The 13,494-nt window shown below is 41.6% G+C and carries 13 protein-coding genes; 7 read left to right on the forward strand and 6 right to left on the reverse strand.

The window, feature by feature from the left end:
• The first annotated feature begins 2 nt into the window (after positions 1-2).
• From rpoN to rnk, 6 genes are all read left to right on the forward strand, one after another.
• Positions 3-1,478 (forward strand): RNA polymerase factor sigma-54, encoded by a 1,476-nt coding sequence (gene rpoN / locus AACV01_RS03965; RefSeq protein WP_004248917.1) that lies wholly within the window; start codon positions 3-5, stop codon positions 1,476-1,478.
• Positions 1,479-1,501: 23 nt separating this feature from the next.
• Positions 1,502-1,789, forward strand: a complete 288-nt coding sequence (gene hpf, locus AACV01_RS03970) for a ribosome hibernation promoting factor (RefSeq protein WP_004248916.1) — start codon at positions 1,502-1,504, stop codon at positions 1,787-1,789.
• Positions 1,790-1,944: 155 nt separating this feature from the next.
• Positions 1,945-2,412 (forward strand): PTS IIA-like nitrogen regulatory protein PtsN, encoded by a 468-nt coding sequence (gene ptsN, locus AACV01_RS03975; protein ID WP_004245307.1) that lies wholly within the window; start codon positions 1,945-1,947, stop codon positions 2,410-2,412.
• Positions 2,413-2,496: 84 nt separating this feature from the next.
• Complete coding sequence (gene rapZ, locus AACV01_RS03980; protein ID WP_004245308.1) at positions 2,497-3,351, forward strand: RNase adapter RapZ; 855 nt, start codon at positions 2,497-2,499, stop codon at positions 3,349-3,351.
• A complete protein-coding gene (gene npr / locus AACV01_RS03985; RefSeq protein ID WP_004245309.1) occupies positions 3,348-3,620 on the forward strand; it encodes a PTS phosphocarrier protein NPr in 273 nt (90 codons plus the stop codon). The genes rapZ and npr overlap by 4 nt, the downstream gene beginning before the upstream one ends.
• A gap of 174 nt (positions 3,621-3,794) precedes the next feature.
• Positions 3,795-4,205 (forward strand): nucleoside diphosphate kinase regulator, encoded by a 411-nt coding sequence (gene rnk, locus AACV01_RS03990; protein WP_004245312.1) that lies wholly within the window; start codon positions 3,795-3,797, stop codon positions 4,203-4,205.
• A gap of 105 nt (positions 4,206-4,310) precedes the next feature.
• Here rnk and pmbA read toward each other — a convergent pair whose 3' ends face one another.
• On the reverse strand, positions 4,311-5,639 hold the full coding sequence (gene pmbA, locus AACV01_RS03995; RefSeq protein WP_004248914.1) for a metalloprotease PmbA: 1,329 nt from the start codon (positions 5,637-5,639) through the stop codon (positions 4,311-4,313).
• A gap of 186 nt (positions 5,640-5,825) precedes the next feature.
• On the opposite strand from pmbA, the gene yjgA reads away from it, so the two are divergent.
• Complete coding sequence (gene yjgA, locus AACV01_RS04000; protein WP_004248913.1) at positions 5,826-6,386, forward strand: ribosome biogenesis factor YjgA; 561 nt, start codon at positions 5,826-5,828, stop codon at positions 6,384-6,386.
• Between the two features lie 90 nt (positions 6,387-6,476).
• Here the strand turns inward: yjgA and AACV01_RS04005 are convergent, their stop codons facing one another.
• The 5 genes from AACV01_RS04005 to yhdP all read right to left on the reverse strand — a co-directional run bounded on the left by AACV01_RS04005 (position 6,477) and on the right by yhdP (position 13,460).
• Complete coding sequence (locus AACV01_RS04005; RefSeq protein ID WP_004245317.1) at positions 6,477-6,758, reverse strand: barstar family protein; 282 nt, start codon at positions 6,756-6,758, stop codon at positions 6,477-6,479.
• The gene (locus tag AACV01_RS04010; RefSeq protein WP_161682466.1) at positions 6,758-7,264 is read right to left on the reverse strand and encodes a ribonuclease; all 507 of its coding nucleotides are present in this window, start codon (positions 7,262-7,264) and stop codon (positions 6,758-6,760) included. The genes AACV01_RS04005 and AACV01_RS04010 overlap by 1 nt, the downstream gene beginning before the upstream one ends.
• Positions 7,265-7,357: 93 nt before the next feature.
• On the reverse strand, positions 7,358-8,803 hold the full coding sequence (tldD, locus tag AACV01_RS04015; protein WP_004245322.1) for a metalloprotease TldD: 1,446 nt from the start codon (positions 8,801-8,803) through the stop codon (positions 7,358-7,360).
• Positions 8,800-9,660, reverse strand: coding sequence for a deaminated glutathione amidase (nit1, locus tag AACV01_RS04020; RefSeq protein ID WP_161682468.1), 861 nt, complete (start codon positions 9,658-9,660; stop codon positions 8,800-8,802). The genes tldD and nit1 overlap by 4 nt, the downstream gene beginning before the upstream one ends.
• Complete coding sequence (yhdP, locus tag AACV01_RS04025) at positions 9,657-13,460, reverse strand: AsmA2 domain-containing protein YhdP (protein WP_161682470.1); 3,804 nt, start codon at positions 13,458-13,460, stop codon at positions 9,657-9,659. Before yhdP ends, nit1 begins: the two co-directional genes overlap by 4 nt.
• Positions 13,461-13,494 lie beyond the last annotated feature (34 nt).

The raw sequence follows: 13,494 nt of genomic DNA on the forward strand, positions 1-13,494 counted from the left end.
CTATGAAACAAAGTCTGCAACTTCGTCTTAGTCAGCAATTGGCCATGACGCCACAGCTCCAACAGGCTATTCGTTTGTTGCAACTTTCTACGCTTGAATTACAACAAGAAATTCAACAAGCCCTTGAATCTAACCCATTGCTTGAACAAGAAGACGATCAAGCGGATGTAACGCATTCTGATAGCTCATCAACACAAGAGAGTGATGATAGTACACCAGACAATGAGCGTGATAATGAGGTGTTAGATACCCTAGATGCACTAGAGCAAAAGGAGATGCCTGACGATCTTCCTCTCGATACCCAATGGGAAGAAATTTACACCGCAGGCACCCCTTCAGGCACCAGTAATGATTATGCGGCTGATGAATTACCACTCTATCAAGGTGAAACCACGGCTTCACTGCAAGATTACCTAACTTGGCAAGCTGACCTAACACCTTTTACTGATACTGATCGTGCTATCGCGACAAGCATTATTGATGCTGTCGATGAAACAGGATATTTAACAGTTTCAACAGATGACATTCTTGCCGGAATGGGTGATGATGAGTTAGAGCTTGATGAGATTGAAGCGGTATTAAAGCGTATTCAACGCTTTGATCCCGTAGGTGTCGCTGCCAGAGACTTAAAAGAGTGTCTGTTAATTCAATTGTCGACATTTCCAACTAATACACCTTATTTGAAAGAGACTCAACTTGTTATTGAGCACTATTTAGCGTTATTAGGTAATCGTGATTTTCGCCAATTAATGCGTCACACTAAGCTACGTGAAGAGACATTAAAAGTAGTAATTGAGACCATTCAATCTCTTGATCCAAAACCGGGTTTAAGTATTGATACAGAGGAATCACAGTATGTTATTCCTGATGTACTGGTAAAAAAATCAGGAGAACACTGGCAAGTTGAGTTAAATACGGATAGCATTCCCCGCCTACGCATAAATGAGACTTATGCAGCGCTTGGGCAATCAGCTCAAAACGAAAGCGATGGGAAATTTATTCGTGACAATTTACAAGAGGCTAAATGGCTGATAAAAAGCTTAGAAAGCCGTAATGAGACATTATTAAAAGTCGCTCATTGCATTGTTGACACACAGCAGGCGTTTTTCGAATTCGGTGAAGAGCATATGAAACCCCTTGTTTTGGCCGATATTGCAGAACAGGTTGAGATGCACGAGTCCACCATTTCTCGCGTTACAACGCAAAAATATTTGCATTGTCCTCGGGGAATTTTCGAATTGAAGTATTTTTTCTCAAGCCACGTAAATACTGATAACGGAGGTGAAGCCTCTTCAACAGCAATTCGGGCTTTAGTGAAGAAACTAATCGCAGCAGAAAACCCAGCGAAACCACTAAGTGATAGTAAACTGGCAAATATGCTCGCCGAGCTTGGTATACAGGTTGCTCGACGAACTGTTGCGAAATATAGAGAGTCATTATCCATCCCGCCTTCAAATCAACGTAAAGAGTTGGTTTGAGCATAATTGAGAAGGAAGACACTATGGAACTTCAAATCACTGGTCATAATATTGAATTAACTGATGCTCTGCGTGATACCGTCAAAGCAAAAAGCGCTAAATTACCTCAGTTCTTTGACAAAATTAATAACGTCCAAGTTATCCTCAAAGTCGAAAAAGTGACTAAAATTGCGGAAGCGACGATTCAAGTAAATGGCGGTGAATTACATGCCTCTGCGGAAGCAGAAGATATGTACGCAGCAATTGATGGATTAATGGATAAACTGGCTCGTCAATTAACCAAACACAAAGATAAACTGAGACAACATTAATTCATTTCCCATTGTAAAATGGGAATACAATCGGCGATGTTAGGGTGTTATTGATGTCGCGTTTGTTCAATTAAAAACAGCGCCTAAATAATCCGCTAACAAAAACCAGATGTCACTCTGTGGCATCTGGTTTGCTGGTCTAAGTGAATAAGACAATGAACAACGATACAAAGATGAATATTAGCGACGTACTTACTCTGGCATGTACACATAACAATGTGCATTGCACAAGTAAAAAACGCGCGTTAGAAATTATCAGTGAGAATGCAGCTCAAGCACTGAATTTACCAGAAACACTGATTTTTGAGGCTTTATTAACGCGTGAAAAAGTCGGTACAACAGGGATTGGGGGTGGATTGGCTATCCCTCATGGGCGTATTGAAAGTGATGAAACTGAAAAAGTTGTTGGTGTGTTTCTTCACCTAAGCGAGCCTATTGCCTTCGACGCTATTGATAATCAACCTGTCGATTTGTTGTTTGCATTACTCGTTCCTGCAACACAATGTAAGGAACATTTACACACACTGTCTTTGATTGCAAAACAGTTGGCTGACAAAAATTTATGTCGCCGACTACGCTCCGCACAAAGTGATGAAGAGCTTTATCAGATTATCACAGAATAAACCTAATGGGTTTGGGTTTATCAGGACGCGAATAGCATACAGTGGAATGATATTCATCACTGGGAAATTAAGGGGAGCTACCTCATGGTGCTGATGATAGTCAGCGGACGCTCTGGTTCAGGTAAGTCAGTCGCTTTGCGTGCGCTTGAGGACATGGGATTTTATTGCGTTGATAACTTACCTGTCGATCTGTTACCGGAGCTTGCGAAAACACTGGCTGAGCGTGATGCTGCCGCTGCCGCAGTCAGTATTGACGTACGTAATATGCCAGAATCACCGGAGATTTTCGAAAAGGCGCTGGAAAGTTTACCCGCGGAATATTCTCCACAACTGTTATTTTTAGATGCTGATAGAAATACGCTGATCCGCCGTTATAGTGATACTCGACGCTTACACCCTCTTTCAACGAAAAACCTCTCGCTAGAAATGGCGATTGATACAGAGAGTGATCTGCTCGAACCTTTACGATCACGGGCTGACCTGATTATTGATACCTCAGAGATGTCAGTGCATGAATTAGCCGAAATGCTACGTACACGCTTACTCGGTAAACGTGAACGCGAATTGACCATGGTATTTGAGTCTTTCGGTTTTAAACATGGTATTCCTATCGATGCTGATTATGTCTTTGATGTACGATTTTTACCTAATCCCCACTGGGATCCCAAATTACGCCCAATGACGGGGTTAGATCGTCCAGTCGCAGCCTTCCTCGATCGCCATACTGAAGTGCATAACTTTATTTATCAAACAAGAAGTTATCTAGAACTTTGGCTACCGATGTTAGAGACGAATAATCGTAGTTACCTAACTGTTGCTATTGGTTGTACTGGCGGCAAACATCGTTCTGTTTACGTGGCTGAACAACTGGCTGACTATTTCCGCTCTAGAGGGAAAAACGTACAATCACGCCACAGAACACTTGAAAAGCGCAAATGACCCAATATCGACGCGTAGCGATAAAAAACCGTTTAGGCATGCATGCAAGGCCTGCCATGAAATTGTTTGATTTGGTCAATACATTTCAATCAACGGTGACGTTACGTAACCATGAAGGCGTTGAGGCGCAAGCAGATAGTGTGATTGCGATGTTGATGTTAGATTCCGAACAAGGCAGTCACATCGATATAGAAGCCAGTGGCTGTGATGAAAAAGAAGCGATTGATGCGATTATTGCATTATTTGAATCAGGGTTTGATGAAGATTAATTCTAATTAAAAACAATAGATTAGCATTTCTTAACAAAAATCCCAGAAAGAGACTGTGATCACTGCCTCTTTCTTTTTGCTACAGAACCGCCTATTATCTTACATAGAGTTTAACAACACCCCCACCTAATCCGTGGGGGTGTTGTTTTGCATTGGAACAAATTGGAGTGTGGTATGACAAAGCCAACAATTATCATCAATGAACTTGATGCAGAACGTTTAGATTCATTACTAGAGCAACCTGCCTTTGCAGACAGCCCAATTGCAGAAGCTTTAAATGAAGAGTTAGATCGTGCTGACATTGTTACACCAGCTGATATCCCTGCTAACATCGTCACCATGAACAGCAAAGTCCGTTTTATGGACTTAAAAAATAATGAAGAGCGTATTCGTACTTTAGTTTACCCTGCTTCATTAAAAGATAGTGCGACTGAATTATCAGTCATGGCGCCAATGGGTGCGGCACTATTAGGTTTAGCTATCAATGATGAGATCAGTTGGCAGCTTCCTAATGGCCTTGAAACTAAGGTCAAAGTATTAGAAATTCTCTACCAACCTGAAGCTGCTGGTGAATTACACCGTTAAGCAATGCTGAAGGTTCGCGTGTTATTTTTTATCTTATTAACGCAATAAAATACAAGTAAGCGCGATATCTCAGCCCACTTATGGGCTGAGATTAAAGGTAAGGTGCTACTGACCTGCGATACTCATTTCTGGTAATAGTAGCGATCCACACTGAATATTACTGCGGGTTTCAATATCATCACCTATTGTGGCAATATTCGCCCACATCTCTTTCAAGTTACCGGCAATAGTCACTTCACTCACTGGATACTGAATTTCACCATTTTCGACCCAGAAACCGCTCGCACCACGGGAATAATCCCCTGTCACCGTGCTAACCCCTTGTCCCATTAATTCAGTGACCACAAGCCCTGTGCCCATCTCTTTTAACAACTCATCAAAGGAGAGACCTTGCCCTGGGATACGCCAGTTATGAATGCCCCCCGCATGTCCATTGCTTTTTAACCCTAATTTTCTTGCGGAATAGCTAGTAAGGAGCCACTCTTGCAGTACCCCATCTTTAATAATATCTGCATCTGATGTGCGTACCCCTTCACTATCAAAAGGCGTTGATGCTAATCCCCCCACAATATGTGGGCGCTCTTGAATATTTAACCATTGAGGGAAAATCTGTTTTCCTAAGCTATCTAACAAACAAGATGACTCACGGTAGATCATGCTACCACTGATGGCTGCCACTAAATGACCGAAGATCCCCGTTGCTACTTCCGCTGAGAAGAGAACAGGCGCTTTCATGGTGGATAATTTACGGGGAGCTAGACGAGATAAGGTACGGCGTGCACACTCTTGTCCTACCCATTCAGGAGATTGTAACGCCTCAAAACGGCGACTAATGGTATAGGCATAATCGCGCTCCATATCCTCACCCTCACGAGCGATAACGCAACTCGACATTGAATAACGAGATGAAGAGTAGCTTTTTAATAAACCAAGGCTGTTACCAAAGACACGAGTTCCACTATGACTATTAAAGCTTCCCCCTTCGGTATTGACGATACGGCTATCACTGTCTAATGCAGCTTGCTCCGCACGAGACGCTAGCTCAATCGCTTTATCTGCTGTTATGTCTGTTGGGTGGTAGAGATCAAGAAAAGGGGCATCGAAGGCTAACAGGGCTTTATCAGCAGGCCCTGCATAAGGATCAACAGAAGTGTAGCGCGCAATATCTACAGCCGCTTGTACTGCACGTTTAATCGCATCAGGACTTAAATCTGTAGAAGATGCACTCCCTTTACGTTGTTGCTGATAGACGGTGATCCCTAATGCACCATCACTATTAAATTCAACATTTTCTACTTCACCATAGCGTGTACTAACGCTTATGCCTGTTGATTTATTAATTGCAACTTCTGCACCGTCACACTGTTTTGCGGCGATCTCCAGTGCAAGAGAAACTGCCTCTTCCAGCTGTTTTACCTGATCTGTATTATTCATTGAGAACCATTTTCCTAAGGAGAACATCACTTTTTACTTATTTTTGCTAAAGTAAATCAATTGACAGGTGGTCAACAAGCGATTTTCCCAGTTACAATAGAAGATATATGAATGTTATCACCCGTCGGGCTTTTGGTCATTCACCAAATCACACTCCCGGCTTACTCTGCAACAGGAATTTTTATTATGGCAAAGCAGCCAGAAGAGTGGCACTACCTCAATCCTGAATTTGACAATACACCGTTAGAAGAGGAAGAAGAGGAAGAGATCATTTGGGTCAGCAAAAGTGAAATTAAACGTGATGCTGAAGCGTTAAAGAAATTAGGCACCGAACTTGTTGAGTTAAGTGCTCAAGAGCTTGAACGTGTTCCTCTTGATGAAAAACTACTCGCTTCAATTAAATTGGCGCAAAAGGTACAACGCGAAGCGCGTCGTCGCCAAATTCAATATATCGGTAAGTTACTCCGTAATGTTGATGAAGAGCCGATCCGCCAAGCACTAGATAAACTAAAAAATCGCCATAATCAGCAAATTTTAGTGTTACATAAACTAGAAGATCTGCGTACACGTCTGATTGACGGTGGTAATGAAGTGATTGAGGAAGTGGTAGCGCTTTATCCTATGGCCGATCGCCAGCAATTACGCACACTTATTCGTAATGCTAAAAAAGAGAAAGAAGCCAATAAACCGCCAAAATCATTCCGCTTATTGTTTCAATATCTAAAAGATCTCTCAGAGTCAGCTTAACGACTGATGCTCCTGAAAACGCAGTGCTAAATCATGATACCACTGCGGTTTTCAGGATACCTTGTAATACTTATGGGCTTTCAGCTAGCTCTACTTGGCTTTTTTATGTTCACAATGAAAGCGAAATAGCTCTTTACCCAGCGTCTCTTGCGCTTCTTGCATTATCTCAATAATGGGCTGGAAGGTGCGGGAATGATGCGGTGCATGTCTGAAAACAATATTAACAGGCAATTCAATTTCTCCTGTTAATACATCCCATAACGCATCAAGATTATTACCGAATGCTTCATCTAATTGAAATTGCTGAGCAAACTGATGATAAAAAGCATCTCGATCCGCCAATGTGCTGAAATCAAAAATAATCTGTTTCATTAAGGTGCAACTCTTTGCATGGTACGGTAATGATCGGTGGTTAAATAAATTAATCCGTCATTAGAATATAGCAGGCGATCGCTACCACGATGTCCACATTGATAATTGACATCTGCTTCAAACCATTGACGCCCTACTTCTTCAGGTAACTGTTTTTCACGGTTCATAAAGCGATCACCACCAATCGCCCGTCCTGGTAAAACTTCACATAAATTGCCCGCTTTCGCATTCCAACCTTTAGCTCGAGCCTCTTTTTTGCTGATATAAAAATCAGGTAAGCGAGCGTGTTGTTGCAAATAATCAGCCACTTTATTGGCTTGTGTCTTTTCATCAATTGCTAAAGGACGTTGAGACTCAGGCTGACTGATTGAACTCTTTGACGATGTAGATGTTGTTGATGTAGGAGGCGCTGTTGCTGGTATCTGCGTTTCAGGTACTAATCCTTTATAAAGAACAAAAAATAAAACAGCCACAACAATAAGAACAGGGAATAGACGTTTGCCCATAAATAGCTCCATTTACTCACTTAAATAGAAACTCCATCATAGCGATGGAGTTTTATTGGGGTAATTTGTATAAATAGATAACAATAACAACTGTTAAGCAGTACCACCAACGGTTAACTTATCCAATTTCAGTGTCGGTTGCCCAACCCCTACCGGCAAGCTTTGCCCCTCTTTGCCACACACCCCGACACCTTTATCTAATGCGAGATCATTACCCACCATAGAAACTTGTTGCATCGCTTCAATACCTGAACCTATCAAGGTTGCGCCTTTAATTGGTTTAGTAATTTTACCCTTTTCAATTAAATAGGCTTCTGAAGTTGAGAAAACAAACTTACCCGAGGTAATATCAACTTGCCCACCACCAAAGTTTGGCGCATAAATACCGCGATCGACACTGGCGATGATCTCTTCAGGAGAAGATTTACCCGCAAGCATATAGGTGTTGGTCATACGTGGCATTGGCAAATGTGCATAGGATTCACGACGCCCATTGCCCGTCGGTTTTACCCCCATTAAACGCGCATTCATCTTATCTTGCATATAGCCTTTTAAGATGCCATTTTCGATTAATACGTTGTATTGACCCGGTACGCCTTCATCATCAATCGCCACGGAGCCTCGTCGGCCTTCAATTGAACCATCATCCACGATAGTACATAACTCAGAAGTTACCTTATCGCCAATACGCCCAGAGAATACCGATGTTTGACGACGATTAAAATCACCTTCTAAACCATGTCCAACAGCTTCATGTAATAAAACACCGGGCCATCCGGCGCCTAAAACTACAGGCATTGTACCTGCTGGTGCAGCAATAGCCGATAAATTAACTAATGCCATGCGTACCGCTTCACGGGCATAAGTCGCTGCATGGGTTTCGCCATTTTCTTTAGTCAGAAAATAATCATAACCAAAACGACCACCGCCACCACTTGAACCACGTTCACGTTTACCGTCATCTTCGACCAGTACGCTTACAGAAAGACGTACAAGAGGACGCACATCCGCCGCTAAAGTACCATCCGTTGCTGCAACTAGCACATGCTCATACACTCCCGTTAATGAGGCATTGACTTGTTTAACACGTTTATCTTCAGCCCGTGCCACACGATCAACGTCATGTAATAGTGCTATTTTTTCTTCACGAGACAAACTTTGTAATGGATCATTTAGGTTGTATAACGGAGTATGTTGAATAGCACCCAGTGTATGGATCTGCCCATTGCCTTGTGCTTGCACAATACTACGCGCAGCATGAGCACTTTGGTTAAGTGCGTTGAGTGTTAATTGGTCTGCATAAGCAAAACCTGTTTTTTCACCATAAATCGCTCTAACGCCAACCCCTTGGTCAATATTGTAAGAGCCATCTTTAATTATCTGATCATCTAATATCCATGCTTCGTGGTAGCTTGATTGAAAATAAAGATCACCATAATCAATTTGACGCTGTGCAAGCTGCTCTAGTGTCGATGCTAAATCATCTAAACTCAGGTTGTTCGCTTCCAACAGACTTTCGCTGACAACAGCTAAACTCATAATTCTTTTTTATCCTTAACTTTTTTTATTAAGTGTGTCAGTTTCGGGCGAAAGCGATTATGTTTCACAACCCGTATCTGTTCACGCATACCTTCTAAACTATCGACTCGAATATTGAGCGTTAGGGCACTGACCGCATCAGGGTTCTTTTTCAATACTTTCCCCCAACCATCCACTGCCATTGTATGACCCCATGTGCGACGAGCATCATGGGTACCGACTTGAGCCGATGCCAAAATAATACACTGATTTTCAATAGCCCGCGCGCGTAACAATGGCTCCCAGTGCGCCTTACCCGTTAAACGAGTAAAGGCTGCTGGTACAGAAATAATTTCAGCACCTTTTTCTCTTAATGCTTGGAAAAGACCGGGAAAACGTAAATCATAACAAATCGTTAAACCTAATTTCCCCACAGGTGTATCCACTACAGTCAAGCGTTCACCACGTTGATAAATGGCTGATTCATTATATTCGCCTTGTTCATCATCAATGTTCACATCAAACATATGAATTTTGTCATAACGAGCGCGGATCACCCCTTCATCATCAAAAACTAAACTACTACTGGTGATCTGCTCAGGAGAATCTCGGCTAATCAATGGCATTGAACCCACTAAGATCCACACCTTATAGCGCTGCGCCATATTAGCAATCGCATCTTGTAATGGTCCTTTCCCCTGAATTTCAGCATGTTTATGATAATCTTTTGCGCTGGAGAAAAGTAATGCATTTTCAGGCGTTAATACAAGCTTGACTGAATCGGGGAGTTGCTTAATCTGTTGCTCTATTTGCGCCAGATTATTTTTTATATTTTTTCCGCTACAAAGCTGCAAAAGTGCGACATTAACTTTTTTCATAACGCCTGATCCTCCTTAAGTTGACGCAGTACTTCGTCAATCTTGGGTTGTTCTACCGTTCCGGTAACATGATAACGTATAACTGAAATCTTACTCCAAAGTGGCCCCAGTACTTTTGAAGCTGCAAATACAGCAGCACCAGCGATGGGGTTAATAGCAAATGCGGTAGCAACGCCTACTGTAGCTGATATTTCAGGAGTTACCACTACTTGTAAGTCCATTTTACGCGCCAACAGATCCACTTGACCTTTTATAGCAATATCGGCAATAACACCATCTACAGCAACGCTTTTCGCGTTTAAAACACCTTGTTTAACCGTCAAATCACCTTTAATGGAATCATACTCAAAATTATCACTAAAAGTATCTCTAAAGTCGAATTGCAACTTACGTAACAGGGCATCAAAACTGACTAGACGTAATAATTTTCCTGCTTGCCCAACATCCACCTTTTCAATACGCCCTTTTCCAAGAGAAGCATTCACTTCACCATTGAGTGTTTTTAGATCAAAATTCCAAGGGGTATTGTGCCACTGCAGTGAGAAATCTGCCGTAAGTGGTGACTGAACAATCGGAATGATATAACCAAAGTAAGCCGCCATTTCATCGACTTCCGGTGCCGTTAGTTTACCTGCCAACTTAGTGATACTGTTGCCTAAACTATCTTCTGACCACACACCACTCACAGATAGCTCGCCACTGCTATTTTTAAGCTTACCTGCAGTTAACAATAATGCTCCGTCACGAGGCTGTATTGCACCTTCAATATTCCCTAGTAATAATCCATTCACCCAACACTCTTGGCAGGCGAAATTGATAGCAGGAATATCTTTAAGTGAAAATTGAACTGCTTTTTTGGCATCAGGCACATTTGCCATTTTTAAGGATTTATTTTCTTCTGTTGGGCTAGCGCCATTAAAATAGAGATAGGTAATATTCACCTGCCAAGGTTGTGCCGTATTGGGTACAAATAAGTCACCTCGTAACTCACTCCCTGAGAAGGATAATTTTACACCATCATCAGCACGCATAATTTCTGTTTGTGGCGCAATCCATTGCTGACCAGCAAAATTAAGTTCAGGCAGACTAATATGAATATTGGTAGGGAAACGTATCGCGTTTTCAGAAGGGGCTAATGATGAAAAAGCCATTAAAGTAGGTAGCCATTTATCGCCTTGCAATCCCTGCAATGCAATAGTCAATCGTGATTGATCATTTAATTGAGGTAGTGTGAGTGAGGAAGAAACTAAATTACCTTGTAATAGACGCAATGGTTCACCTAACGCCCATTCACTATTTAATGACCACTGATCTTGTGCATCGGCACTAACGTTAAGTTTTTCACTATTCCCTTTTGCTGAAATCACAATGGGGGAAGCGTTTTTAAAATCATTGGTACTTGGCGCAGCTAACTGACTTTGTAGCGCATTCACTTGTCCGGTCAGATCCACTTGATAATTAACATCCGCTGTTTCTGGAATATTAACACTCACCACGCCATGCCAAGGTAAAAAACCGCTTAATTTATGTTGTATATCATTAGGTAATCCCTTAATTTTCGCGATATCCCATTGTCCTTTTAGATCAACACCAACTTGATAAGCATCCCGTTGATCACCACCAGCAAAAGAAAATGTCAGAGGTTGACCAAACCAATTCGCGGTTAAAGTATCACTCTCTAATTTATCATTATGGTAACGAAATTGTCCCGTAACACCTTCTAGGGTGGTATCCATAAAGGCTAATGTGACATCATTATTGTTTAAGTTTACCTGACCAGAAGCGACCACCTGCTCGCCATCAAAAGGAATGTCGAGATGCAAACTCCCGTTAATTTTTCCAGCCACTTTTAGTATTTCAAGTGTATGACCAATCGTTGCCATTTGCGAAGCTAGAAAATACTCTTTTAAATCATCACCCGTGGCTTCAATATCTGCATCAATAACAATTTTTTCTTTGTTATAGTCCTCAATAATCGCCGTCAAGTTTTTAGCGGTGGCTTTACCAACCTGAACATTATCAGAGGACATCCATAAGCCGTTATTCTTAAAATTAAGATTAACATTAAGATCAAACAGTGCCGGCCATTCACTATCATATTTGAAAGTTACCTGTTTTACTGGGGCATAGACTTGAAACCAACCATTATGTTGTTCAAAAGGGAAATCCCGCGGATCACCATGAAAAATAAACGTACCGTTTTTAACGTTTCCGGCAATAATCGCGTCAGAGAGATATTGTGTTAAATCTTTACCGACATATTTTTCAGGTAAATAGCGCCATGTCTCACCGGCATCGGTCACATTCACTCCCGAAAGAATAGACAGTTGTTGATGCTCTCCTTGTTTTTGATAACGAAAATCACCGGCAACCCAAGCGGAGGTGGCTTTTATATCAATCCCTTGACTCCATAACGACAGAGAATCTCCCTGATGCTGCCAGTAAACCGTACCAGTGCCTTTTTCTATATTAAGTGGCGCTTTAAAAAGCCCATCAGTATCAATTTCACTGTTATTAAGCGCAAAATTAAGCGCTCCTTGCTGTAATGTGCCCTTTAAATGACCATTAAAATGTGCCACAGAAGGGATTTCTTGCCAGCGTTTCCAAGCAACATTTTGCCAACTGATATCAATGGCACTACGTTTAAAATCATCGGGAGCTACATCAAGAGCAAATGAGTCGACCATGCCAGAAAATTGACGATACTGCCATTGGCGCACGACATCAGGCGTTAAAAAGGAGAACAAAGGCAATAACGCAGATAACCGTTCTAATTCAATATTTTTAGCACGGATACGCCAAGCTTCATCTTGTTGTTTTTCTTTAGGTTGATAAAGTACCGCTAAATAACCATCTGGCCATTCATCGCCATCCATCGTTATTTTTCGGGTATAAGGGATATCAGCAAGCCAGCCATTTTCTTGGCGTCTCATACGTAGAATTAAATCTTCTACCTTTAATACATGTGTGCGCCCTTCATTACGCCAATCCATTTCACCTTGATGGATTTGTAACTGGCTACCCGTGATCCGCCCATTACTGATCTCTATCCAATTAGATAGGCTGGCTTTCGCTTCACCAAGGCCACTGTTACTTTTAACCCATTGGCTTAACCAAGGGGAAATATCAACCTCATCAGCGGTGACAAACACCTGTCCTTTATCCAGTGCCCCCTGCTTTTTCGTATAGAGATCAAGACGTACTTTTAGTCCACCATAGTGATTTATTGGGGTATCTAAAGTAACTTCCCCTTGCGCACGATGGCGGTTTTTCTGATTGAGCCACATTAATTCGGGAATATGGAGCGTGCTAGTATCTCCAGAAGGTGATAAAAACACGAAACGGCTATCAACCAATTTAAATCGATCAAACTGTTTTAAGAAAATGGAAGAGATATCATCAGGTTCAGTGAAAGTAATATCACCATTTTGCCCAGTAAAAATAGGCTTTTTGTAATTTACTGCTAATTGTTCAAAGGTTAATTCACGAAAATAGAGTTGAAAATGAAGTAGTGAACGCCAAACATCAAAAGAGAAAGTGATCTGTTCAGCACTCACTTCAACACTGTTATTATCAATATACAGCCCAGTAATTTGGATATCAGGGCCAAAGTTTTGCCATTCTCCTTTCACCTGTGTCATGGTGACTGGGCTATTGAACTGTTTAGATAAATAGGTTTCAATTTCAGGGCGATAATTATCTAAACGAGGCAGAAAATAACGAAATCCACTTAATACTACGGCGAAAATAATCAGGCAAAAAAGGGTTATCAATAATAAAGATTTAGACAGCCGCTTCATTTAGTCTCCTTTCTGCCATCATATTTATTAGCAA

The sequence above is a fragment of the Proteus sp. G2609 genome (assembly GCF_963896135.1).
GTDB classification, from domain to species: Bacteria; Pseudomonadota; Gammaproteobacteria; order Enterobacterales; family Enterobacteriaceae; genus Proteus; species Proteus mirabilis.